This window comes from Catenulispora sp. GP43 (assembly GCF_041260665.1).
GTDB lineage: Bacteria > Actinomycetota > Actinomycetes > Streptomycetales > Catenulisporaceae > Catenulispora.
Window position 1 is genome coordinate 168,841 of record NZ_JBGCCT010000008.1, and the last position, 24,673, is coordinate 193,513.

Genomic DNA, 24,673 nt, shown 5'->3' on the forward strand with positions numbered 1-24,673 from the left:
GGCTTGGGTGATGTGGCGGTGGCTGGCATGAGTTCTGCTGATGTGGGCTCGGGTGTTGGCGCTGGTACTGGTACTGGCTCGGGCGGGGTGTCGGCTGAGCCTGGCCCGTCCGGCGTCGTCACGGTGCAGCGGCGCGAATGGGCCGCGGTACCGAGGATGCGGGGAGTCAGCCGCTCGAGCGCGGGCGGCGTGTCGGCGTCGGACTTCGGCGCGCGCCTGGCGACGTGGCAGAACCCTTCGTTCCAGCGTGAGCCGCGCCGCCAGGTCCGTACCGAGGCGCCGGCCGGCCGCCTGGTCGCGCGGGCGATCTCCCGGACCGGCACACCGGCCTCGCTCGCGCTCCCGGCGCTGAATCTGCCGCTCACGGCGCCGGTTCCGCCGAGCGTGCAGACGGCTGAGGCGGCGGCGGTCGCTGAGGTGCCGGTCGTGCGCCAGTCGACGATTCGCACGCCGAAGCCCGCCGCGCGTCCCAACCCGGCGCGTACGGCTCGGCCGCGCTTGACCGAGGCGGCGGTGACGCCTCGGGTGCGGCCGGTGGCGCCGGTTCAGCGTGCGGTGTCGGGTCGGGCTTCGGTTCCGGTGTCGGCTCCGGTTCCGGCTCCGGCTCCGGCCCAGAGTGCTGCCGCCTCGCAGACTGCGAACTCGCCGAGTGGGTCTGGCGATTCGGCGTCGGCGGAGGTATCGGGCCGCTCGGGGACTCAAGTCTCCGGCGGCATGCGTGCGGGCTTGGGCGAGCCGTTGGTGCGGGGCTCGGAATCGGGATCTGCATCGGTTTCGGCCTCGGCATCGGCCTCAGCGGCGGTTTCGAAGCCTTCCTCGGGCTTGGCACCTGAGTCAGCGTCTTCCGGCGATGCGTTCAGCCTGCCGAGGGTTCAGCGCTCTGTTCCGTCCACGCCTCAGGCCATGCCCATCCGCGCGGTCCAGCGGCGTGGCGGCGCGTCGCCTGCGGCCGACCCTGCGCGTGAGATGCCTGCTGCGCCGCAGCCGCCGGCCACCCCGCCTGCGGCTGCGGCTGCGGCTACGCCGGCCACGCCGCCTGCTGCCAGTTCGCCCACTGTGCAGCGCAAGCCCGTGTCCAGCACACCGTCGAAGCGCCAGACCGCGCCCGTCCGGCTGAACACGCCGCGACCCTCGGCCCCGAAGCCTCCGACCCCGACCTCGACCAGGCCCCTGCTCGGTGCACGGCAGCTGTCGCGCCCCGGGCTCGGCGACGTGGGGGAAGCGTCGGCGCAGCGTGCGAGCCGCCCCGAGCCGGTGCGGCCCGTCTTCAACCACGAGGCGAGGACCGCGGCGAGCCCGACGCAGCCCGCGCAAACCGCCCCGATCCAGCGTTCGGTGACACCTCCGCCGACGGAACGCCCGGTCCAGCGCTCAGCGGCAACCTCGCCGAGCACCAGCCCGGCACAGCACACGCCGGCCGCCGGTTCGGCTCATCGAGCGCCGACTGGCGGCCCGGCCCAGCAGCCGGCAGGCTTCCAACCCACGGCTGGGAGCGCCGGCGCGATCGAGCGTGCACCGATTCAGCGCTCGACTGGCGCGCGGGCCGCCGTCCCGGTCCGACGTTCAGTGAACGCAGCCGCTGCCCCGAGTCAGCGCTCGACGGCCAGCCCGAACAAAGGCCTGAGCAAGGGCATTTCGGGCGCGCCGACAGTCGCTCCGATTCAGCGCTCGGCGGACGCTGGGGTTACGGGTGCGAACCGGCCGTCAGCCGTCGACTCGATCCAGCGCGGTGTAGCTTCGCCTGCTGACTCGATTCAGCGCTCGGCAGCCACTCCTGCCGCCGGCTCGAGTCAGCTGTCAGCGGCCGACTCGGTTCAGCGTTCGGCGACTTCGCCGTCGGCTGACTCGATGCAGCGCTCGGCAACGACTCCTGCTGTTGGCCCGGGCCCGCAGCAGGGCATCGACTCGGTTCAGGGTTCGGCAGCCAGTCTTGCCACCGGCTCAAGTCAGTTGCCAGCCGCCGGCTCGGTTCAGCAGACGGCAGCGACTCCTGCCACCGGCCCGAGTCATCCGCCACTTGCCGCTCCGATCCAGCGCTCGACCGCCACTCCTGCTACCGGTTCGAGTCAGTTGCCAGCCGCCGACTCGGTTCAACGCTCGGCGCCCACCCCTGCCACCGGCCCGAGTCACTCGCCACTCGCCGCTCCGATCCAGCGTTCGGCAGCCGGTCCTGCCACCGGCTCGAGTCAGCTGCCGGCCGCCGGCTCGGTTCAGCACTCGGCCGCGACTCCTGCCACCGGCCCGAGTCATCCGCCACTTGCCGCTCCGATCCAGCACTCGGCCACGACCCCTGCCCCCGGCTCGGGTCAGCTGCCGGCCGCCGGCTCGGTTCAGCACTCTGCGGCCACTCCTGCCACTCCTGCCACCGGCCCGAGTCACCCGCCGCTCGCCGGTCCGATCCAGCGTTCGGCGACGCCGGCCACCCCGATCCAGCGCTCGGTCACTACTCCTGCCACCGGCTCGATTCAGCTGCCGGCCGCCGGCTCGATTCAGCGCTCTGCGGGCACTCCTGCCACCGGCTCGAGTCACCTGTCAGCGGCCGACTCGATGCAGCGCTCGGTCACCACTCCTGCCACCGGCTCGAGTCAGCTGCCAGCCACCGACTCGATGCAGCGCTCGGCCGCCACTCCAGCCACCGCTGCGAATCACCCGTCGGCGGCCGACTCGGTTCAGCGCTCGGCGACTTCCCCGTCAGCCACCCCGATCCAGCGCTCGACCGCCACCCCTGCCACCGCCCCGAATCACCCGCCGGCGGCCGCACCGATCCAGCGTTCCGCGACCATCCCGCCAGTCACCACATCGGCAACCTGGTCGCCCCGCGTCCAGCGCGCCGTCCCCATCCACCGCCCCACCCCCGCCTCCGCCGCGCCGCTGCCGTTGCCGATGGCCTTCCGGCCGCCGGCCGCGCCACCGCTGCTGCCGCCGATCCAGCGGGCCGGCGGTGTGGGCTCGTTTCTCGCCGATGCCGTGAGTGCGCAGGCCCGTGATACGCGGCAGCGGTTCAATGACACCGTCGATGACCAGGTCGGCAGCTTCACCGACAAGATCGCCGACCTTCGGGACGCCGCCGCGCTCGTCCGGGATCCGTCGCAGTTCAAGCAGGTGGTCAAGCAGCGGGGGCTGGACATGTTCGCCGAGCACAATCCGATTGCCGGGACGCTGCTGGGCTACCGCCGTGGCGAATCCGAGCAGGGGTCCGGTGGGGCGCGGGGCGGGTCCGGGCGGGGCCGCGGGCGGGGTGAGCATCAGGAGATGGAGCAGCTCGCCGAGAAGCTCGTCGCGCCCTTGGCCCGGTTGTTGCGGACCGAGTTGCGCATGGACCGTGAACGGATGGGGCGTTTGCGCGATTCAGGACGCTGAGCCCGCCCCGCCGCCTTCGCCCCGGCCTGATCACCCGCACCACGAAGAGGACTGACGAACGACATGAGTACTTCCACCCTGGATCCCGGGTCCAGCCTGTTCTTCAAGCTGACCATCGACGGGCAGGACCTCGGCCTGTTCAACCAGTGCGAGGGCCTGTCCGCCGAGGTGGAGGTCTACCAGCACAAGGAGGGCGGGAACAACGGCTACACCACCTTCCTGCCCGGGCGGGTCAGCCACGGCAACATCACGCTCACCCGCCCCCTGACGCCGGACAGCAGCAAGATCGCCGCGTGGATCTCCTCGATCGCGACCGGGATCCAGCGGCCCACCGCGCAGATCGCCGCGCTGCGGGCGGACGGGTCGCAGGTCGTGCAGTGGGGCCTGCTGGACGTGCTGCCGGTCAGCTGGAGCGGGCCGACGCTGGACCCGGCCAGCAACACCGTGGCCACCGAGCGGCTGGTCATCGCCCACCACGGCTTCACCGCGTCGGGAGCGTGATCGGCCATGTCCTCACAGCCCGGAACCAGCCTGGTCAAGGCCTCGCTCACGATCAAGGAACCGCCCATCGGGCCGGCGCTGGAGCCCGGCGGGACCATGCGGGAGATCAACTTCCAGTTCAACCCCGAGACGCTGACCCTGGCCAAGAGCGCCAACTGGAGCAACACCCCGCTGCCGCTGTTCAAGTACGTCAGCATCCCCAGCTTCGGCGGCGCCGACCCCTACACCCTGACCTTCCAGCTCTTCCTGGACTCCTCGATGACCCCGGCCGGGACGAAGGTGCAGGACGACGTCGAAGCCCTGCTCAAGTGCTGTGAGGTGACCGACCAGTCGATCGCCGCCTTCCAGCCCTCCACCCCGTGGGTCTTCTTCCAGTGGGGCAGCTTCTCCACGGTCAGCTTCAACGCCTACGTCCAGAACATCTCCGCCAACTACACGTACTTCGACCCCTCCGGGGTCCCCCTGCGCGCCACCTGCGACCTGACGATCACTCAGATCCCGGGCCTCACCCTGGGCCAGAACCCCACCTCCGGCGCCCTGTCCGCGCACCGCTCGCACCGGGTCCGCTCCGGCGACACCCTGCAGTCCATGGCCTGGTCCGAGTACGGCGACGCCACCGCCTGGCGCACCATCGCCGAGGCCAACGAGATCGACGACCCGATGCGGCTCACGCCCGGCGCCGAACTGCTCATCCCCGCCCCCGACCAGGTCCGGAGGTAACCGGCGTGACGTTCGGCTCCTTCTCCTCGGTCCCCAAGGTCCAGATCGGCGGCGCGCTGTCCCCGCTGCTGAAGGCCTCCCTGCATTCCTGCTGGGTCGAGGCCAGCCTCAACGTGCCCTCCACGTTCCACGTCGTGTTCAAGGACAAGACGCGCCTGCTGACGTCCACCAACGCGCAGCTGGAGATCGGCCTGCCGATCACCATCTTCGCCGTGGCCGGGCTGATCGGCGAGGACCAGCCGCTGATCACCGGGCACATCACTGGGATCGAGGCGGACTACTCCGGCGGTGAGTTCTACACCGTCATCCGCGGCATGGACCACGCCTTCAAACTGCTGCGCAAGCGGCGCGTGAAGACGTACCCGAACATGTCCGCCTCCGACATCGTGCGCATTGTGGCCGCCGAGCACGGGGTGGCGTTCGGCAAGATCGAGTCCACGCCGCCCCCGCCGCCGGACTCCCAGACCTCCCAGCCCAACATCGACGACTGGTCCTTCATCCAGGGCCTGGCCGAGCGCGCGGGCAAGGTCGTGTACTTCGACAACATGGGCCTGCTGCACTTCCGCACTCCGACCAAGGCCGTGCCGCTGACCGGCGTCAGCGCCGACAAGAGCCCGTACGTGCTCGAGTTCGGTGCCAACACCCTGCGCTGCCGTTCCGGGTTCACCGCCGCCGACCAGGTCACCGAGGTGACCTCGCGGGGCTGGAACATGGTGGCCAAGCAGACCCTGATCGGGCGCGCCCCGAGCGTGGAGAACCCCGAGGTGGAGGCCGGCCTGACCCCGTCGGGTGTGGCGGCGCGGTTCGGCGGCGGCTCCCTGGTGGAGACCGGCACCCCGTACGTCAGCGACACCGAGGCCAACACCGCCGCCACGTCCCTGGCCGCCGACGTGACCTCCTCCTTCGCCGAGCTCGAAGTCGCCGTCCGCGGCACCCCGCAGCTGCTGCCGGACAAGTCGGTCACCCTGAGCAAGGCCGGCAAGCCCTTCGACGGCGCCTACACCATCACCGGCGTCAAGCACGTGTTCGAGCACGGCACCTACGAGACCTGGGTGTCGATGACCGGCCGCCAGTTCCGTTCCCTGTACGGCCTGGCCTCCGGCGGCACCGGCGGCACCGGGCACCGGATGAGCGGCGTGGTCAGCGCGATCGTCACCGACATCCACGACCCGCTGCGCATGGGCCGGGTCAAGCTGCGCTACCCCTGGCTCGACGACAAGTACACCAGCGACTGGGCCCGCACCGTCCAGCACGGCGGCGTGAGCGTCCTCGGCGGCCTGGAGCACACCGCCGGCGCCGACCACATCCCGGCCGGCGCCCCGGGCTCCGGCGGCTTCATCGGCTACGCCGTCAACGACGAGGTCCTGGTCACCTTCGACCGCGGCGACTTCGACCAGCCCTACGTCATCGGCGGCCTGTACAACGGCGTGAACAAGCCGACCAAGCTCACCGTCGACAACCTGGTCTCCAAGGACGGCATCCCGAACGTGCTGGCCATGTCCTCCCGGCGCGGCAACCGGATCGAGCTGCTGGACGACGAACTGACCATGAAGGCCGGGGTCAAGGTGCTGACCAGCGACGAGACCCAGACCGTCGAGCTGAACAAGATGGACAAGAAGACCACCGTCAAGAACACCGCCGGCCCGATCACCGTCGAGAGCCTGTCCCCGGCCGGCGGCGTCACCATCCGCAGCGCCGACGCCACCATCACCGTCACGCCCGAGGGCTCGGTGAGCATCAACGGCGCCACCAACGTCAGCGTCGAGGCCGGGGTGCTGCTCTCGCTCAAGGCCTCGGTCCTGAACCTGGCGGCCGCGGTCACCTCGGTGGAGTCCGAAGAGGTCAACTTCAGCGGGGCCTCGGTGTCCATCGAGGCAGCGCAGATCACGCTGATCGGGGACGTCTCGATCGAGGGCGAAGGCACGTTGGACGACCAGCAGATCGTGGTGATCTGAGATGAGGAGCCTGATCGGCCATGGGTGAGCGTTTCGTCGGCTCCGGCTGGGGCTTCCCGATGCGGGTGGACGCCGGCGGCCGCATCGGCCTGGTCTCCCACGACCAGGAGATCGAGGAGGCCATGCGCCTGGTGCTGGCCACCGCGCCGGGGGAGCGGCCGATGCGCCCGGAGTTCGGCTGCGCCGTGCACGACCTGGTGTTCGCCCCGGTCAACGACAAGACCGTGGGCCGCATCCAGCACGAGGTGCGCACCAGCCTGGACCGCTGGGAGCCGCGCATCGCGGTCACCGGCGTCGAGGTCAGCGTGGACCCCGACCGCCCCACCGTCCTCTACATCGACGTGCACTACCAGCTGCGCGGCACCAACAACCCGCGGTCCCTGGTCTTCCCCTTCTACGTCATCCCCGACCACGAAGGCCCGCTGGACCCGGCCGCGACAGATACGGAAGCAGCCTGACATGGCTTTGCCCTCGCCGAACCTCGACGACCGCCGGTTCCAGCAGTTCGTGGACGACGCGAAGCGCTACGTCCAACAGCGCTGCCCGGAATGGACCGACCACAACGTCTCCGACCCCGGCGTGACGCTCATCGAGGCCGTGGCCTACATGGCCGACCAGCTGGTCTACCGGCTCAACCGGGTCCCGGACAAGAACTACCTGGCGTTCCTGGACCTGCTGGGCATCAACCGGTTCCCGCCGGCGCCGGCGCGCGCCGACGTGACCTTCCGGCTGTCCGCGCCGCAGCCGAACACCGTGCTGGTGCCGGCCGGCTCGCAGATCGCGACGCTGCGCACCGAGTCCGAGGACGCGGTGGTCTTCAGCTCGGCCGAGCCGCTGCGCATCGTGCCGTGCGAGTTGACGGCGGTGGTGGTGCAGAACAACGGCGCGAGCCCGACCGACCGCACCGTGGACGTGCTCGACGGCAAGGACGTGCCGGCCTTCTCCGCCGCGCCCCAGCCCGGCGACGCGCTGTACTTCGGCCTGTCCTCGCCGGTGCCCTCGTGCCTGGCGGTGCTGCGGCTGAGCAGCCAGGTCGACGGTGTCGGCGTGGACCCGCGCCAGCCGCCGCTGGTCTGGGAGGCCTGGTCGGCGGACGGCTGGACGGCCTGCGAGGTGGACGCCGACGAGACCGGCGGCCTGAACCGGCCCGGGGACGTGGCGCTGCACGTGCCCTCCCGGCACATCGTCTCCCGGCTGGCCGGGGTCGAGGCGGCGTGGCTGCGCTGCCGGGTGCTGGAGCCGCGCGCGGCGCAGCCGTTCTACGCCGTCAGCCCCAGCCTGCGGGGCGCCTCGGCGCGGACCATGGGCGGCACGGTACGCGCTCTGCACTCCGAGGCCGTCCGCGACGAGGACCTGGGGGAGTCCTCCGGGGTCGCCGGCCAGCGCTTCCGCGTGTCGCGCACGCCGGTCGCGGTCGACGACCCGATGCTCCAGCTGGACACCTCCGACGGCGAGGGCTGGAAGCGCTGGGAGCTGGTCGACACCTTCGCCGGCTCCGGCCCGGACGACCGGCACTTCCAGCTCGACCCGGTCAGCGGGGAGATCGCCTTCGGCCCGGCGCTGCGCCAGCCGGACGGCAGCGTGCGGCAGTACGGGGCGGTCCCGCTCAAGGGCGTGCGGATCCGGGCCACCGCCTACCGGATCGGCGGCGGCCGGGCCGGCAACGTCGCGCGCGGATCTCTCAGTGTCCTGCGAACGTCGATCCCCTACGTCTCCCGGGTGGAGAACCGCGAGGCCGCGCGCGGCGGCGTGGACGGCGAATCGGTGGCCGAGGCCAAGGTGCGCGCCCCGATCTCGCTGCGGGCCCAGGACCGCGCGGTGACGGTCCGGGACTACGAGGAGCTGACCCGCCGCGCCGCCCCGGAGGCCGCGCGCATCCACTGCCTGCCGGTCGACGAGCACAGCGAGGCCGACGGCAAGCAGGCCGGCGTCGGCGGGGTCCGGCTGCTGGTGGTGCCGCAGGCGGTCCCGGACGTCGGCGGCTTCCTGCGCTTCGAGCAGCTGGTCCCGGGCGACGAGCTGCTCAGCCGGATCGCCGCCTATCTGGACGACCGGCGCCCGATCGGCACCCGGCTGGCCGTCGGCCCCCCGTTCTACCAGGGCGTCACCGCGGCGGTGACGCTGCACGCGTTCCGCGGCGCCGAGACCGATCTGGTCCGCACCGGGGCGGTCAACGCCCTGTACTCCTACCTCGACCCGCTGACCGGCGGTCCGACCGGCAAGGGCTGGCCGTTCGGCCGGGCGGTGCACTCCGGCGAGCTGTACGCGGTGCTGCAGCGGGTCCCGGGCGTGGAGATGGTCGACGAGGTGCGCCTGCACCCGGCCGACCCGCTGACCGGCAAGCGCGGCGACTCCGCCGACCGCATCGAGCTGGACCCCTCGGCGCTGGTGTTCTCCTACGACCACCGCGTGAAGGTGGTCGGCGGATGAGGGGCGCGGCCGACGGCCTGGGCACCCCGTTCCCGTTGGGCGAGCAGCTGCCGAGCGTCTACGCCGACGACGACTTCGCGCAGCGGTTCGTCACGGGCCTGGACGACCTGTTCGCGCCGATGTTCTCGGTCCTGGACAACCTCGCGGACTACCTGCGGCCCGAGCTCGCGCCCCCGGACTTCGTCGGCTGGCTCGGCGGCTGGGTCGGCGCCGAGCTGTCCGGGGACGAGTCCGACCCCGACCTGCGCGCGGCCGTGTCCGGCGCGGCCGGGCTGCACCGGTACCGGGGCACCGTGCACGGCCTGGCCGAGGCGGTCCGTCTGGGGTTCGGCATCCAGCCGGAGATCCACGAGAGCGGCGGCATGGCCTGGTCCGGGCGTCCGCTGGGGCCGCTGCCGGGGGAGCCCGAGCCGGCCCTGGTGGTGCGGCTCACCAAGGAGCAGGCCCGCGCGGTCGATCTGGACCGGTTGCGGGCGCTGGTCGCCGCGATCCGGCCGGCGCACGTCCCGTATTCCATCGTCGTCGAGAAATCCTGAAAGGGAGCGTTGCGCCCCGATGTCCACCGATCTCAGTGAGCTGATCTGCCCCGACTGCGGCGCGCGCGACCAGCGGGAGGCCTTCTGCGACAGCTGCGGCGCGGCGCTGAGCCGGCCCAGGCCCGCGGCGGTCGGCGCCGGTACGGCGGCGGCGTTCGAGGAACCGCCGTCCGCTGACGAGGTTCTGCCGGCCGGGCTGGCGGAGCGGGCCGTCGCCGCCGGGCCCGGGTCCGAGCCGAAGCTCGCTTCCATCCCCAAGCAGGCCTCTGACTCCCGGCGCGACTCCGGGTCCCAGCGCGGCTCCGAGCCGCGGCCGGCCGCCAGCGAGTCGGACACCGTGCCGATCACCGAGCCGGCCCGGGCCGAGGCGGACAAGGCAGAGGCGGACAAGGCAGAGCACGAGCATGCCGCCGCCGGTGAGGCTGCTGCACAGAAGGCTGCTGCCGACAGGGCCGCGGCGCTGAAGGCCGAGGCCGAACGGGCCGAACGGGCCGCGCAGGCAGAACGGGCCCGCGCCCTGCTCGTGCCGGTGGCCGATCCGACGGCCCAGGCCCGGATCGCGCCGGTGCTGCCGGGCGTGCCCGAACCGATCGCCCCGCAGCGCAAGAACGCCGAAGGGCTCGAAGCCCTCGACGCGGGCATCGAATGTCAGTGGTGCGCCACCCGCAACCCGCCCGAGCGGCACTTCTGCCGCAAGTGCGGCCAGCGCCTGGCGTACGCGCCGGTGGAGGCCAGGCGCCCGTCGTGGTGGCGTCGGCTGATCTTCTTCTGGCGCAACCGGCCGCTGCCGTTCGCCGGCCAGCGTCCGCGGCTGCGGCGCGGGCCGGGGCAGGCGATCCGGCCGGTGGTGTGGGTCGTCGTGGTGGTCGTGGTGGTGGTCGTCGTGGTCAAGGAGTACCCGCCGGCGTCCACGAACGTCCGGGACCACTTCGCCAAGCCGAACGAGGTCTCCAACTGGACTGTCACGGCCTCGCATCAGGACCCGAACCACCAGGCCAAGCTGCTGCACGACACCTACTCCGACACCTGGTGGGGCAGCGGTTTCTCGCCGCAGAACACCAACGGCACCAGCCTGACCGTGACCTTCTCCCAGCCGGCGAACCTGTTGGACGTGGGCATCACGCCGGGCGCCGGCGCCGCGGCCGACACCTTCGGGGCGCAGGGCTCGCCGGAGACCATCGACGCCGAGCTGATCCCGATCCCGGGCAAGGGTGCTCCCATCAAGAAGACGTTCACCCTGGACGACCAGCCCGGATTCCAGAAGTTCGAGCTGCGCGGCGACGACATCCGCCAGGTGGTGCTCACCATCACCTCCTCCTACCCGCCCACCGCCGCCGATCCGGCCAAGGCCGTGGAGACGGCGCTGACGGAGTTGGAGTTCTATACCCGCCACTGATCCATGAGCGGTACGGATCCGCACTGTGGTAGGGCCTTGATCGAAGAGCCCTGGCATTCGTGGCCTCCGGCGCCCGGCGAACCGGCTCCGGAGGCGTCAACCTCATCATTCTCAGCGTCCGGCGGCCATCCGCCCGCGCCCCTTCCCGCCTGGTCGTTTTCGATCAATGCGCGGATGCGGGCGTGGGCGCTGGCGTGTTTTTCCGTTGAGGTCCGTTGGTTTCGTGCCCGATGCCGTGATGTTCTTTTGTCGGCGGCGCCGCCGCCCCGGCCCTTGAGAAGACAGATACAGACCACCCGGGCTGGCGAGGCTGAGGGGGGACGGTCCTGTGCGCCGTGTCCAGACCGTGGTGATGGCCGCCGATCCGGTGCTGCGCGCCGGCATCGTGAACCTGCTCGAGCACCGCAGCGAGATCGAGCTGCTGGCCGAGGACGGCCCCGGCCGCGACCCGCTGATCGTGATGTGCGCCGACGACGCCGGCGAGCTGCTGGACGCCGGACCCCAGGGCGCGCCCAAGCCCGCGTACACCGTGCTGGTGGTGAGCCGGATGAACAAGGCCCAGCTGCTGGAGGTGGTCGAGCTCGGGGTGACCGCGGTGGTCTGGCGACGCGAGGCCACGGCCGACCGTCTGGTGCGCGCCGTGCAGCTGGTCGACCGCGGTGCCGGGGACCTGCCGGCGGACCTGCTCGGCGGGCTGCTCGGCGAGGTCGGCCGGGCCCGGCGGGCGCGCGGGGCCGGCACCGAGGCGTTGCCGATGGGCCTGTCCAGCCGCGAGGTGGACGTCATCCGCCTGGTGTCCGAGGGCATGGAGACCAAGGAGATCGCGGCCAAGCTCTGCTATTCCGAGCGCACGATCAAGGGCGTGCTGCACGACGTGATGACGCGCCTGGAGCTCCGCAACCGGGCCCATGTGGTCGCACACGCCGCCCGCGAGGGCTACCTGCGCTGGACCTGAGGGCGCCGGGCGTTGCCCGGGCGGACATCGGGCCGTGCCCGCCACGCGGTACCGGCGCACCTGGCAGGGGCGGGGACACGGGCACCACGATGAGGTGGCTATGTGTAGGCGTGCCGGCGGAGTGGAAGAGAACAGAGTTTGATCCCCGAAATCGACGAGGCGCTGCGCAGTCTGCTGCGCTCCTCCCTGCCCGACAAGGGAGTGGAGATCGCCTTCGACGCGCCCACCCGGGACTGGGCCGCGCGCCGGAACAGCCCCACGGTCGACGCGTACCTCTACGACATCCGCGAGGACCTCACCCGTCGGGAACGCGGTGTGGTCGCGGTCCGGAACGAGCAGGGCATCGTCGTGCGCCGCCGCCACCCCCCGCGCCACTTCCGCCTGTCCTATCTGGTGACCGCCTGGACGAAGCGGGCCGAGGACGAACACCGGCTGCTGGCCGTGGTCCTGGGCTGTCTGATCGGGCAGGACACGCTGCCCATCCCGCCGGGCTCGGGCCAACTCGCGGCCCTGGGTATGCAGATCCCGATGACGGCGGCCGTCCCGCCGACGGAGACCCGCTCCATCGCCGACATCTGGTCGGCGCTCGGCGGCGACCTCAAGCCGTCCCTGGACGTGGTGGTCACCGCGCCGTACCCGGTGGGACCGGAGCTCCCGGTGGGACCGGCGGTCACCGAGGGCGCCGGGATTCGCAGCCACCGCCTGGACGAGCCGGAGGCCGAGGCGCCGCTGCGGCTGCGCCGTTACGGGAAGATCGAGCAGTGAACGGCGACGCCGTCGCGGCCAGGCATTGTCTTGATCGGCTCGCCGAGCAGATAAGAGCTCTGATCGACGAGCGGTCCGCGACCGATCCCAGCGCCGGCGATCCCTTTCGTGGCCTGCGGTTGTCGCAGGACCACGTCGGCTGGCTGTTGGACGCCGGAAGCCTGGATGCCGGAAGCCCGGGCGCCGGAAGCCTGGATGCCGCGCCCGCCCCCGGGCAGGTGGCGATCGCGGTGCGGGAGTGGCCGCGGCTGGCCGAGCTCGCCGAGGTCTTCGCGCTGTCCGAGTTCGACGCGGCGGTCCTGGTCCTGGCCCTGGCACCGGATCTGGACCGGGTCTTCGAGTCCTGCTACGGCTACCTGAACGACGACGTGACCCGGCGCCGCGCCACCGTCGGCCTGGCGCTGGACCTGTGCGGCCACAACGCCTGGGACCCGGCGGCGCGAGCCCGGTTCGGACGCGGGGCGCCGCTGGTCGAGGGCGGCCTGCTGGAGTTGGAAGACACCGAGCGGCCGCTGTTGTCGCGGACGCTGCGGGTCCCCGATCGCGTGGTGGCGCACTTGTTGGGCGACGACACGCCCGACGATGTCCTGCACGGATTGCTCCAGACGGCCGACGGCCTCGGCGTGCGCGGCGGCGCGGCCGAACCGGACGCCGCCACCCGCGCCGAGATCGAGCGCCGTCCCGGCCTGGTGGATCTGCTGCGCACCGGTCCGACCCTGATCCAGCTGCGCGAGCAGCGCAAAGGCAGCGCCGACGCGGTCGCGCTGGCGCTGTTCGCCGCGGCCGGCCGTCCGGCGCTGCGGATCACGCTGACCGAACAGGTCCTGGCCCGCGCCGAGCAGTTCGTGCCCGCGCTGGTCCGCGAGGCCCGGCTGCGCGGCGCCGGCCTGGTGGTGGTCCTGCCCGAACCGGCCGACCCCGGGCCGCTGTGCACCGACCGGATCCCGGTCGTGCTGGTCGGCGAGGTGCGGCGGGAATCCGGCGGCTGGCCGGTGCGTCCGCTGGTGGTGGACGTGCAGTCCCCGCCCGGCGGCTCCCCGGAGTGGGTCGCGCGCTGGCGTGCCGAGCTCGGGCCGATCGCGCCGGACACCGACCTGGAGGCCACGGTCGCCCCGTTCCGGCTGACCGCCACCGGGATCGCCCGCGCGGCCGGGACGGCCCGGGCGCTGGCCGCACTGGAGGACCGGCAGCCGGACGAGACGCACATCCGACGCGCGGCCAGACAGGAGAACGCCCGCGGCATGGGACCGGGGGTGCGGCACGTCGAGCCCGCCGTCGGCTGGCCGGACCTGGTCCTGCCCGAGACCGAGGGCGCGCGCCTGCGCGAGCTGGTGGACCGGGTCCGCAACCGCGACCGGGTCCTGGGCACCTGGGGCCTGCGCACCGGCGGCGGCCGCGGCCGCGGGGTCGCGGCGCTGTTCGCCGGGGAGTCCGGGACCGGCAAGACCCTCGCGGCCGAGGTCGTCGCCGGCGAGCTGGGCCTGGACCTGTACGTGGTCGAACTCAGCGCCCTGGTGGACAAGTACGTCGGGGAGACCGAGAAGAACCTGGAGCGGCTGTTCGCCGAGGCCGACCGGGTCGACGCGGTCATCCTGTTCGACGAGGCCGACGCGGTGTTCGGCAAGCGCTCGGAGACCAAGGACGCGCACGACCGCTACGCCAACATGGAAAGCGCCTATCTGTTGCAGCGCCTGGAATCCTTCAACGGCGTCGCCCTGCTGACCACCAACCTGCGCGCCAACATCGACGACGCCTTCACCCGCCGCTTCGACCTGATCGTCGACTTCCCCTTCCCGGACGCCGCGCTGCGCAAGGCCCTGTGGCAGCGCTGCCTGTCCGGTCCGGTCCCGCTGGACCCCGACGTCGCCGACGGCACCGCCCTGGACCCGGTCGCCGACCGCTTCGAGCTGGCCGGCGGCGCGATCCGGGCCGCCGCCACCACCGCGGCCTACCTGGCCGCGGCCGGCGCCCGCGCGGTGGGCGCCGAGGACCTGCTCACCGGGGCGCGGCGGGAGTACCGGAAGATGGGCCGGCTGTCGGAGGAGGACCTGGTCGGCCTCGAATTCTGACGGACCGGAGCTTGATCAGGGCCCTGACTTTTTGATCAGGGCCCTGGCTTCGTCGGGCGCCGGCAGCGCGGCATCGGGAACCCGGTCGTGGCAGCTAAGGGCAGCCTTGCCTCAAGCTGAGCAGGGGTGCGTCCGGGCCGGCGCGCGTACGAACAGTGGTTCGGCCGCCACGCGGTTAGGGTCGTACTCGACAGGATGTCCACCTGTCGGTCTCGACCGGAAGGAGGCCGCCGTGGCAGCGTCAAGAGGACGACCCTCGGGCCTCATGCTAATGGTTTTCATCGCCGGTGGACTGCTCATGGTAGGGGCCATCCAGGCCGGCAGCGCCATGCTCGTGATCATCACCCTCCTGCTCATGGTGGTGAGCGTGGACGCTCTGCGCCGCCGCTGAACCTCCGACCCACCGCCTTCTCACCGGGTGGCCGCCGATCGCAGTCGGCGGCCACCCGCCGCTGTCCGGGGACCCCGCGCCGGACCGGTTAGCGCTATGTGGGTGAACGGCGTTTCAAGCTCTTCATGTCGGTTACCCGGCGTCAATGACCGAAAAGGCGTACTGGACGACGAACGGCGGCACCACCGGCTACCCGAGCCTGGAGGGCCGAGGCCGGGCCGCCGTGGCGGTCATCGGCGGCGGGGCCGCCGGGTTGTGGACGGCCTGGGAGTTGGCGCGCACCGGCCGCCGGGTGGCCCTGCTGGAAGCCGGCCGGGTCGCCGAGGCGGCCAAGGGCGCCGGCGCCGGCCGCGCCTCGGTCGTGCAGACGCCGGCCCACAGCCGGATCGCCCGCGTCGCCGGCGCCGAAGCCGCGCGCTCCTACGCCGAGGCGCAGGCACAAGCCGTGGAACACATCGCCGAGGTCGCCGGCCTGCTCGACGTCGAGTGCGACCTGGAGCGCAGCACGGCCTACCTGTACGCCGCCGACGAACACGGTCTGCCGGCGCTGCACGAGGAACTGGCCGCCGCACACGGTGCCGGCGTGCCGGCCGTGTACGGCACCGGTGTCGGCACCGGCGCGCGGCTGCCGTTCGCCGTGGCCGGCGCGCTGTACGTCGACGAGCAGATCCAGTTCCACCCCTGCCGACTGCTCGCGGGCATCGCCCGAGACCTGGTCCGGCGCGGTTCGGCGGTGTACGAGCACAGCCGGGTCGTGACCGTCGACGTGGGAGAACCCTGCGTCGTCATGACCGAGAGCGGCGCCTCGGTCGCCGCCGAGCACGTGGTGGTCGCCACCGGATACCCGATCACCGCGACCGACGGGGCGCGGCGCGCGCTGCGGCCCCGGCGTGAGCTGCTGGTGGCCGGGGCGGTGCCGGCCGAGCGGGCGCCGCGGGGGATGTACGCGGCGGTGGGGGAGTCCGGGGTGTCGGTCCGCAGCGCGCCGCTGGACGACGGGCGCCGGCTGGTGGTCGTGGCGGGGGAGCGGTACGAGCCCGGGTCCGGCGGTGTCGAGGAGCGCTACGCGCGGCTGGCGGCGTGGGCGGCGGCGAACGTGGGCCTCAGCGATGTGCGGTACCGCTGGTCGGCCCAGGACTACCAGACCGATGACCGCCTGCCGCTGATAGGGCGGGCCTCGGCGGTCCCGGGGCGGCAGTGCCAGTGGGTCGCGACCGGCTCGGCCGGCTGGGACGCGACGGCCGCTGTGCTGGCCGGGCGGCTCATCACCGCCGGGATCCGCGGCACCCGGCCCGCGCCGTGGACGGCCGCGTTCGCGCTGGAGCGGGTGGACAAAGAGCCGTGTTCGGCGCAGGACTGGAGCGGGCCGGCGCGCTCGGTGGTGCGGCACCGGATCGAGCCGGACGAGCGGGACGCGCTGGACGCCATCCGGCCCGGCGACGGCGCGGTGGTGGACGTCGGCGGCGAGCACTGCGCCGCGTTCCGGGACGACAGCGGCCTGCTGCACCTGGTGTCGGCGCTGTGTCCGCACCGGGGGTGCACGGTCGGGTTCAACGACGCGGAGAAGACGTGGGAGTGTCCCTGCCACGGTTCCCGGTTCGGCACCGACGGGGCCCTGTTGCAGGGGCCGGCGGCCGAGCCGCTGGCGCCGGCCCGGGCGTATCTGGCCATGGCCGCGGCGGCGGAGTAGTGGTCGCAGCGCGTACGCAACACCTTGCGTGGACGTTTGGGCGCCTGTGAGCGGGTAACCAAGGGGAAACCCATGGATCCATGGAATGTTCCACGTTCAGCACCTGGAGGATGTCGTGTTGTCTCTCACCGATCGGGCCGCGGCGGCCATTCAGGTCCTGACCTCGAATTCCGAGCTGCCATCGGAGACCGCCGGGCTGCGCATCGTCGCGGCCGACCCGAGTATGAACGGCAACCAGGACCAGTTCTCGGCGGTGCTGGCCACCGGGCCCGACGCCGGGGACCAGGTCGTGGAGTCCGGGCCGGCGCGCATCTTCCTGGAGAGCACGGCCGCCACCGTGCTCGACGGGCGTGAGCTCGACGCGACGGTGGACGTGGACGGGAGCGTGAAGTTCGTGGTGGGGCCGGGGATCTAGGCGAACCTGGGGGATATCGGCATGAAGCTCCTCGCCTACGCCGACCGGGCAGTCGCCCTGGTGAACACCGACGACCACGGGACCGGCCACGACCGCCTCCAGTGCGGCGACGACGTCTGCCGCCTGCTGCCGCAGGGCTGGCGCGTATCCCCCACCGCGGCCCAGGCGGGCCTGGACGAACTACGCGAGGTCCGGCCGCGGCTGCGGCGCGTGTTCGAACTCGCGGCCACCGGCCGCCCCGAGCGCGCCACCGAGGCCCTGAACAAGCTGTTGTGCGACTTCCCCGTCTCGGCCGCCATCAGCGACCACGCCGACGGTGACTGGCACCTGCACCTCACCGACGAGCCGTACGGCCCGGCACGCTCGTACGTGACCGGGGCGACGTTCGGGCTGGCGTACACCATCGCCGAGCGGGGGCCGGAGCGGCTGGGGCTGTGCGAGGCGCTGCCGTGCCGGGCGGTGTTCGTGGACACCACGACGAACAGCTCGCGGCGGTATTGCTCGGACCGGTGCGCGACGAGGGCGAATGTCGCCGCCTATCGGGCTCGGCGGCGCGGGGACGGGTAGGGCTCGGCTCGCTAAGCCCCCTCGGCGAACGGATCGGCGATCCCCACGTACCGCGTCTCCAAATACTCCTCGATCCCCTCCAGCCCGCCCTCGCGGCCGATCCCGGACTGCTTCACCCCGCCGAAGGGCGCCGCCGGGTTCGACACGATGCCGGTGTTCAGTCCGATCATGCCGGCGTCGAGGCGTTCCACCAGGCGCAGGCCCCGGTTCAGGTCCTTCGTGAACGCGTACGCGACCAGCCCGTACTCCGTCGCGTTCGCCAGCTCGACGGCCTCGTCCTCGCTGTCGAAGGTGACGATCGGGGCGACCGGGCCGAAGATCTCCTCGCGCAGGATCTCGGCGTCGGCGGGGATGCCGGTCAGGACGGTCGGCTCGTAGAAGTAGCCCGCCCCGGGGACTCTGCGGCCGCCGGTGAGGACCTTGGCGCCGCTGTCCACCGCCGCGTCGACCAGGTGCTCCACCTTGCTGCGGGTGTCCTCGTCGACCAGCGGGCCGATCTTGACGTCCGGCAGGGTGCCGCGGCCGAGGGTGTGCTCGCGGAAGCGGGCGGTGAGGCGGTCGGCGAAGGTGTCGGCGATGGAGCTCTCGACCAGCAGGCGGTTGGCCGCCGTGCACGCCTCGCCGCCGTTGCGCAGCTTGGCGAGCATCGCGCCGTCCACGGCCCGGTCCAGGTCGGCGTCGGCGAAGACGATCAGGGGCGCGTTGCCGCCCAGCTCCATCGACACGCGCAGCACCTGCTCGGCGGAGTCCGCGATCAGGCGGCGGCCCACCTCGGTCGAGCCGGTGAAGGACAGCTTGCGCAGGCGCGGATCGCGGATCAGCGGGCCGGTGACCGCGCCGGCGTGGCGGGTCGGGATCACGTTGACCACGCCGTCGGGGACGCCGGCCTCGATCAGGGTCTGGGCCAGCAGCAGCGTTGTCAGGGGCGTGAGAGTGGCCGGTTTGAACACGACCGTGCAACCGGCGGCCAGCGCCGGGCCGAGCTTGCGGGTGCCCATGGCCAGCGGGAAGTTCCACGGGGTGATCAGCAGGCTCGGGCCCACCGGGCGCTTGGCGACCAGCAGGCGCGACTTGCCGTCCGGCGCCGTCTGGTAGCGGCCGGCCACCCGGTTGGTCTGCTCGGAGAACCAGCGCAGGAACTCCGCGCCGTAGGCGACCTCGGCGCGGGAGTCGGTCAGCGGCTTGCCCATCTCCAGCGTCATCAGCAGCGCGAAGTCCTCGGAGCGGGCGATGACGAGGTCGAACGCCTTGCGCAGGATCTCCGCCCGCTCGCGCGGCGCCGTCCGCGCCCACGAGGCCTGGGCGGCGTGCGCCGCGCCGAGCGCCTCCTGTCCGTCGGCGGCCGACGCGCTGGCGATCGTCAGCAGCAACTCGCCGGTCGAGGGGTCGTGGACGTCCAGGGTCGCGCCGTCGGAGGCCGGGCGCCAGCGGCCGTCGATGAGCAGTCCGGTGGGCACGGAGTCCAGAAGCCGGCGTTCCTGGTCCGGGGAGATCGTCGCAGTCACCCCTCCAGCCGACCACGCTTGCCCGCGCCCCACAACCCCCGCGGGACCGAACGGCGTCTCAGGACGTTGCACTGTCCACGGTGCCGGGCCGATCCTGGGACGGTGCCGAAACAGACTGTCCCGACCGTCCGCACCACCGCTCGCGGTCGTGCGGTCCTGACCGACCCGCGCCTGAACCGCGGTACCGCCTTCACCACCGCCGAGCGCCAGGCCCTGGGCCTGATCGGGCTGCTGCCGCAGGCGGTCGTGACCCAGGACCAGCAGGCGGCCCGCGTCTACGAACAGTTCCGGTCCTCGGCGACGAATCTGGAGAAGTACGTCTCCCTGAGCAGTCTGCGCGACCGCAACGAAGTCCTGTTCTACCGGCTGGTCACCGAGCACCTGGCCGAGATCCTGCCGATCGTCTACACCCCGACCGTCGGCACCGCGATCGAGCACTACAACGCCGAGTACCGGCGCCCGCACGGCGTCTACCTGAACGTGAACGCCCCGCAGGACATCGAACGCTCGCTGTCCGCCGCCGGTCTGGGCCCGCAGGACGTGGACCTGATCGTGGCCACCGACGGGGAGGCGATCCTGGGCATCGGCGACTGGGGCGTGGGCGGCGTCGACATCGCCGTCGGCAAGCTGGTCGTCTACACCGCGGCCGCCGGTATCGACCCGGCGCGCGTGCTGCCGGTCATGCTCGACGTCGGCACCAACCGCCAGGAGCTGCTGGACGACCCCGGCTACCTGGGCAACCGGCACCCGCGCGTGGACCGCGAGACCTACGACGCCTTCATCGACGCCTACGTCCAGACCGCCGGCCGGCTCTTCCCGCACGCGCTGCTCCACTGGGAGGACTTCGGCACCACCAACGCCCACCGCATCCTGGACCGCTACCGCGAGAAGGTCTTCACCTTCAACGACGACATCCAGGGCACCGGGGCGGTCACCCTGGCGGCGGTCCTGGCCGGGGTGAAGGCCGGCGGCCGGCCGCTGGGCGAGCACCGCATCGTGGTCTTCGGCGCGGGCAGCGCGGGGATCGGCATCGCCGACGACCTGCGCGACGCGCTGTGCTCCGAGGGGCTGTCGAAGGAGGACGCGACGGCGCGCATCTGGTGCGTGGACCGCTATGGCCTGCTCACCGACGACCAGGACTCGCTGCGCGACTTCCAGACCCGCTACGCCCGGCCCGCCGCCGAGAGCGCCGACTGGGCCCACGACGCCGACCGGGGCGGCGTGAGCCTCGCCGAGGTCGTGGACCGGGTCCGCCCCACCATCCTGATCGGCACCTCCGGCCGCGGCGGGGCCTTCACCGAGCAGATCGTGCGCGCCATGGCCGAGCACACCGACCGGCCGCTCATCCTGCCCATGTCGAACCCGACCGACCTGGCCGAGGCCACCCCGGCCGACCTGCTGGCCTGGACCGGGGGGCGCGCGCTGATCGCCACCGGCAGCCCCTTCGACCCGGTCGAGTACGAAGGCACCACGTACCAGATCGCGCAGGCGAACAACGCCCTGGTCTTCCCCGGTCTGGGCCTGGGCGCCATCGTCGCGCGGGCCACCCGCGTCACCGACGCCATGCTCGCGGCCGCGGCCGCCGCGGTGGCCGGGCGCGTGGACACCGACACGCCCGGATCGCCGATCCTGCCCCCGGTGCCGCGGCTGCGCCAGACCTCGGTCGCGGTCGCCGTCGCGGTGGCGCGGGCGGCCGCCGAGGGCGGCGTGGCCGGGACCGAGGTCGGCGAGGACATCGAGGCGCGGGTGCGGGACGCGATGTGGGAGCCGGTGTATCCGGACATCGTGGCGGTCTGAGCCGCGCTCACACCCGATCCCGCGCCGGGAACACCACCTCGTCCAGCACCAGCCCCACCGCGGCCGCCGCGGGGACCGCCACCAGGGCTCCCACGATCCCCAGCAGCGTCCCGCCGATCAGCACCGCGATCAGCGTCGCGACCGGGTGCAGCCGCACCACGTACTTCATGGTCAGCGGCGTGGTCAGGTGGTCCTCCAGGAACCGGAACCCGGTGTAGAACAGCGCCGTGGCGATCGCCGCCGGCAGCGACACGCTCAACGCCACCAGCGACACCACCACCCCGCCGATCGTCGAGCCGATGATCGGGATCAGGTCCATGATCGCCACGAAGAAGCCCAGCAGCGCCCCGTAGGGGATGCCCAGCGCCCAGCACCACGCCGAGGTGGCGAGCCCGGCGATCGCCGAGGTCGCCAGGTTCGCCAGCATGAAGCGCCCGACCTGGCGCATGATCTGCTCGGTCAGGTCCCGGGTCCGCGCGCGCCCGCTGGCGGCCACCAGGCGCAGCGCGAAGTCCTCGATCGAGGGCAGCCCGATCATGAAGTAGATGGTCAGCGTGATCACGATCAGCGCGCCGGTGAGCAGGCCGAGCAGGATCTTGCCGGCGCCGAGCACGCCGGAGGCGAGCTTGGCGCCCAGGCCGCCGGAGGCCAGCTGCTGCTTGACCTTCTCCACCACGTGGTAGCGGTCCTCGATCTTGCCCAGGGCGGAGTTGTGGTTGTGCAGGTCCTGCAGCCAGATCGGGATCTGTTTGGTGAGCTGGTCGACCTCCTTGCCCACCGGGGGGATCACCAGCGCCACGAACAGCGCGGCCAGCGCCGCCACGCCCAGCACGACCACCACCACGGCCAGCCCGCGCGGCACCCGGACCCGCTGGAGCGCCCCGACCACCGGATCCAGGCTGACCGCGGCGAACAGCGCCAGCAGCACCAGCGTCAGGATCTGCGCGGACTGCAGCAGCGCCTGCCCCAGCGCGTAGGCCATCAGGAGCCCCACGCCCAGCCCGAAGCCCATGCGCACCCAGGACCGGGACGCGTTCGCGTCCCGCCGTCCCCTCGGGCCGCGCGAGCCGTCCACGGCCCGGGATCGGACCGTGGCGGCCTGCGTCGGCCGAATGCGTTTCACCAAGGTCCACCGGCCCGTATATTCGGATGTGGGGCTAGGAGTGCCCGAAATGAGCGTAACTGCGAGCTACGAATTCGGCAGCAAGGTCTACTGCTCCGACGCCGATTGCGGAGAGTTGCTGCAATTCGTCGTCGAGCCGGAGCTCCCGCGCCTGACCAGCCTGGTCGTGTGCTCCCTGGTCGACGGCGCCGCCCGCCTGGTCCCGCCGGAGCTGGCCGGCACCACGTCCTACGGCAACATCGTGCTGGACTGCGACAAGGCGGCCTTCGACCATCTGCCCGCCACACCGGTGCGCGGTTCGGCCGGCCCGGCGGTGATGCGCGCCGTCCCCGACGCCCAGACCAGGATCCGGCGCGGCGACCACATCTCCGCGCTGGACGGGGACGCCGGCCGCGTCCTGGGGCTGGTGGTGCGGACCGAGGACGAGGCGGTCACGCACGTCCTGCTGGCCGCCGGCCACTTCTGGCACCGCAAGCACGTCGCGGTGCCGGTGGACTACGTCGCGGGCCTGGGCTTCGCGGGCCTGGACGTGTTGCTGACCAAGGAGTACGTCACGGACTTCGTCCTGTGAGAAGCTGATTCATGCCTTTGAGTGCCTACGAGCTCAGAACGTCGATCGCCGTCGCGGACATCCGCCGGGCCGCGGCGTTCTACGAAGGCAAGCTGGGTCTGCCGCTCATCCAGTCCGCGCCGAGCGCGCACATCGCCGAGGGCAGCCGCATCTACGGCTCCGCGGGCGGGCCGGCGCTGAACGTCTACCAGTCCTCCACGGCCGGGACGACGGCGGCGACGCTGGCCGTGTGGTACGTGGACGACCTGGACGCGATCGTCGACGAGCTCACCGCATCCGGGGTCGAGTTCACCCGCTACGAGCAGTTCGAGCACGACGCCAGGGGCATCACCCCGCGGGCCGGCGGCGGACGGATCGCCTGGTTCCAGGATCCCGACGGCAACACCTTCGCGCTGGAGTCCGACGTCTGAGCACTGGGGAGTCTGACGTCTGAGCAATGCGGAGTCCGACGTCTGATGATCGGCGGCTGAAGCCTCACTCACCCTGCGGACCGGTCACCCTGCGGACCGGTCCCGGTCAGCTGGACCATCTCCGCGGTGGCCGCCGCCATCCGCCGCTGGTCCTTGTCCGCCTCGGCCGCGCGCCGGCGCGTGGCGCGCACGAAGGCGGCCCGCTCCCGCTCCAGGATCAGGCGCACTGTCGGGTCGGCGTGCTCGGCCCGGTCCAGCCCCTCGATCCACACCGTCTCCACGAGGTCTTCGGCTTCGCGGACCAGTGCCCGACCGCACAACTCCTGCATGACGCGCTCACACGCGGCCTTCTGCCTCGCCGCGCGATGACGGCGCCAGGTTGCCGGGCCGAACATCATCCACCACCGCCTCGTCACACTCGGGCCATGGGCGATTCACATCGGAAATCTGGTCGCGACCGGATGCCCCGGATTCTGCGACGTAAACGCCCCAGCCGCCACCGGAAGAACGTCCGGTGACAACGACGACACAGGGGCGACCTGTGAGAACGCGGGGGCGGCGCGGCGGTCCCCGCGTGATCTCGGGCTGGCAGCGCCGACACCCGGCACGCGGCGCCCGTCCCACGCCCCGGCCCGATCCCGCAGCGGCCGCCGCGGTCTGCTGTACGCCCATTCAGGCGACACTCGCCAACAGCCCGCGCCACCGTTCCGCCGACTCCAAAGCATCCAGGCTGGTCCGCTCCAGGAACGCGCCGCCCTTGGCGAGCCGGATCCCTACCGGCGTGTCGAGCCCGAGCCGCTCGGCGGACTCCTTCGCGACCCGTGCCGCGTGCAGCGTCTGCTCCGCACCGGCCACGGTGGAGCGGTACCAGGCGTCGGCGTCGACCACGTACACGTCCCGGCGTCCCTGGGTCTCCCGCCTGATCAGGCTCTGGGCAGTCAGATATCTGACCGCCGCCGAGACCGACGCGGGGCTGACCGCCAACTCGCGGGTCAGCTCGGCGGCGGTGAGCCGGCCGTCCGCGCTGAGCCACAGCGCGATCAGCACCTTGGCCATCATCTTCGGCAGGCCCATGCCGACCGCCATCTCCACGCCGCCGGCCTGGGCGGCCTGGGCGGTCTGGGCATCGGCGTCGCCGAGTCGGGCTCCGGAAGCGGCCCCGGCACCGGCACCAGCACCAGGCGCACCGCCACTGCCACCGCCACGGCCGCTCGGCGTCCGGCGCCGCGCCCGCCGCTCGGTGGCACGGTGCGCGAGCTCGGCCCGATACCCGGCGGGCCCGCCATTGCGGCCGATCTCCCGGCTGACGGTCGACGTGGTCCGCCCCAGGCGCCGCGCGATCTCGGCGTAGGAGAGCCCTTCGAGGAGGCCGGCCGCGATGCGCTGGCGGTCCTGCTGGCTCAGTCTTCCTCCGGGCATGGCGGCAGTATTGCATTCGGCGGCACCCTGATGCAACGCGGTCGGTGCATTCGGCTCCAGCGTCGTTGCATCAAAATATAAATCTCTACCTGCACATA

General features: G+C 72.3%; 21 protein-coding genes. 17 read left to right on the plus strand and 4 right to left on the minus strand.

What is annotated here, in order from left to right; translation table 11 throughout:
- Positions 1-2,547 precede the first annotated feature (2,547 nt).
- The 14 genes from ABH926_RS18395 (at position 2,548) to ABH926_RS18460 (ending at position 17,750) form a co-directional block, all read left to right on the plus strand.
- A complete protein-coding gene (locus ABH926_RS18395) occupies positions 2,548-3,360 on the plus strand; it encodes a hypothetical protein (protein ID WP_370366873.1) in 813 nt (270 codons plus the stop codon).
- A gap of 63 nt (positions 3,361-3,423) precedes the next feature.
- The gene (locus tag ABH926_RS18400) at positions 3,424-3,861 is read left to right on the plus strand and encodes a phage tail protein (protein WP_370366874.1); all 438 of its coding nucleotides are present in this window, start codon (positions 3,424-3,426) and stop codon (positions 3,859-3,861) included.
- A gap of 6 nt (positions 3,862-3,867) precedes the next feature.
- Entirely contained in the window at positions 3,868-4,581 is a 714-nt protein-coding gene (locus ABH926_RS18405) for a LysM peptidoglycan-binding domain-containing protein (RefSeq protein WP_370366875.1), read from the plus strand.
- A 5-nt stretch (positions 4,582-4,586) separates the two neighbouring features.
- Positions 4,587-6,536 (plus strand): VgrG-related protein, encoded by a 1,950-nt coding sequence (locus ABH926_RS18410; protein ID WP_370366876.1) that lies wholly within the window; start codon positions 4,587-4,589, stop codon positions 6,534-6,536.
- A 20-nt stretch (positions 6,537-6,556) separates the two neighbouring features.
- The gene (locus ABH926_RS18415; protein WP_370366877.1) at positions 6,557-6,994 is read left to right on the plus strand and encodes a GPW/gp25 family protein; all 438 of its coding nucleotides are present in this window, start codon (positions 6,557-6,559) and stop codon (positions 6,992-6,994) included.
- Between the two features lies 1 nt (position 6,995).
- On the plus strand, positions 6,996-8,966 hold the full coding sequence (locus ABH926_RS18420; RefSeq protein WP_370366878.1) for a putative baseplate assembly protein: 1,971 nt from the start codon (positions 6,996-6,998) through the stop codon (positions 8,964-8,966).
- Positions 8,963-9,502: a phage tail protein gene (locus ABH926_RS18425; protein WP_370366879.1), complete on the plus strand. Its 540-nt coding sequence runs from the start codon at positions 8,963-8,965 to the stop codon at positions 9,500-9,502. Before ABH926_RS18420 ends, ABH926_RS18425 begins: the two co-directional genes overlap by 4 nt.
- A 19-nt stretch (positions 9,503-9,521) precedes the next feature.
- The gene (locus ABH926_RS18430) at positions 9,522-10,898 is read left to right on the plus strand and encodes a hypothetical protein (RefSeq protein WP_370366880.1); all 1,377 of its coding nucleotides are present in this window, start codon (positions 9,522-9,524) and stop codon (positions 10,896-10,898) included.
- Between the two features lie 328 nt (positions 10,899-11,226).
- The gene (locus ABH926_RS18435) at positions 11,227-11,853 is read left to right on the plus strand and encodes a LuxR C-terminal-related transcriptional regulator (RefSeq protein ID WP_370366881.1); all 627 of its coding nucleotides are present in this window, start codon (positions 11,227-11,229) and stop codon (positions 11,851-11,853) included.
- 138 nt (positions 11,854-11,991) lie between these two features.
- Positions 11,992-12,618, plus strand: coding sequence for a DUF4255 domain-containing protein (locus tag ABH926_RS18440; protein ID WP_370366882.1), 627 nt, complete (start codon positions 11,992-11,994; stop codon positions 12,616-12,618).
- On the plus strand, positions 12,615-14,687 hold the full coding sequence (locus tag ABH926_RS18445) for an ATP-binding protein (RefSeq protein ID WP_370366883.1): 2,073 nt from the start codon (positions 12,615-12,617) through the stop codon (positions 14,685-14,687). The genes ABH926_RS18440 and ABH926_RS18445 overlap by 4 nt, the downstream gene beginning before the upstream one ends.
- A gap of 536 nt (positions 14,688-15,223) precedes the next feature.
- On the plus strand, positions 15,224-16,768 hold the full coding sequence (locus ABH926_RS18450; protein WP_370366884.1) for an FAD-dependent oxidoreductase: 1,545 nt from the start codon (positions 15,224-15,226) through the stop codon (positions 16,766-16,768).
- Between the two features lie 85 nt (positions 16,769-16,853).
- Positions 16,854-17,183, plus strand: a complete 330-nt coding sequence (locus ABH926_RS18455) for an adhesin (protein ID WP_370366885.1) — start codon at positions 16,854-16,856, stop codon at positions 17,181-17,183.
- 21 nt (positions 17,184-17,204) lie between these two features.
- Positions 17,205-17,750 (plus strand): CGNR zinc finger domain-containing protein, encoded by a 546-nt coding sequence (locus ABH926_RS18460; RefSeq protein ID WP_370366886.1) that lies wholly within the window; start codon positions 17,205-17,207, stop codon positions 17,748-17,750.
- Between the two features lie 11 nt (positions 17,751-17,761).
- On the opposite strand, the gene ABH926_RS18465 is transcribed toward ABH926_RS18460, so the two are convergent.
- Positions 17,762-19,255 carry an NAD-dependent succinate-semialdehyde dehydrogenase gene (locus ABH926_RS18465; protein ID WP_370366887.1) on the minus strand — a complete coding sequence of 498 codons (1,494 nt, stop codon included), beginning with the start codon at positions 19,253-19,255 and terminating at the stop codon, positions 17,762-17,764.
- A gap of 102 nt (positions 19,256-19,357) precedes the next feature.
- Between ABH926_RS18465 and ABH926_RS18470 the strand changes: the two genes are divergently transcribed.
- Complete coding sequence (locus ABH926_RS18470; protein WP_370366888.1) at positions 19,358-21,052, plus strand: NAD-dependent malic enzyme; 1,695 nt, start codon at positions 19,358-19,360, stop codon at positions 21,050-21,052.
- A gap of 7 nt (positions 21,053-21,059) precedes the next feature.
- Here ABH926_RS18470 and ABH926_RS18475 read toward each other — a convergent pair whose 3' ends face one another.
- Entirely contained in the window at positions 21,060-22,175 is a 1,116-nt protein-coding gene (locus ABH926_RS18475) for an AI-2E family transporter (RefSeq protein WP_370366889.1), read from the minus strand.
- A gap of 49 nt (positions 22,176-22,224) precedes the next feature.
- Between ABH926_RS18475 and ABH926_RS18480 the strand changes: the two genes are divergently transcribed.
- Both ABH926_RS18480 and ABH926_RS18485 read left to right on the plus strand, forming a co-directional pair.
- Positions 22,225-22,746: a hypothetical protein gene (locus ABH926_RS18480; RefSeq protein WP_370366890.1), complete on the plus strand. Its 522-nt coding sequence runs from the start codon at positions 22,225-22,227 to the stop codon at positions 22,744-22,746.
- 11 nt (positions 22,747-22,757) lie between these two features.
- Positions 22,758-23,156 carry a VOC family protein gene (locus tag ABH926_RS18485; protein ID WP_370366891.1) on the plus strand — a complete coding sequence of 133 codons (399 nt, stop codon included), beginning with the start codon at positions 22,758-22,760 and terminating at the stop codon, positions 23,154-23,156.
- 68 nt (positions 23,157-23,224) lie between these two features.
- Here ABH926_RS18485 and ABH926_RS18490 read toward each other — a convergent pair whose 3' ends face one another.
- Both ABH926_RS18490 and ABH926_RS18495 read right to left on the minus strand, forming a co-directional pair.
- Positions 23,225-23,485 carry a hypothetical protein gene (locus ABH926_RS18490; RefSeq protein ID WP_370366892.1) on the minus strand — a complete coding sequence of 87 codons (261 nt, stop codon included), beginning with the start codon at positions 23,483-23,485 and terminating at the stop codon, positions 23,225-23,227.
- Positions 23,486-23,828: 343 nt separating this feature from the next.
- Positions 23,829-24,575: a helix-turn-helix domain-containing protein gene (locus tag ABH926_RS18495; protein WP_370366893.1), complete on the minus strand. Its 747-nt coding sequence runs from the start codon at positions 24,573-24,575 to the stop codon at positions 23,829-23,831.
- Positions 24,576-24,673 lie beyond the last annotated feature (98 nt).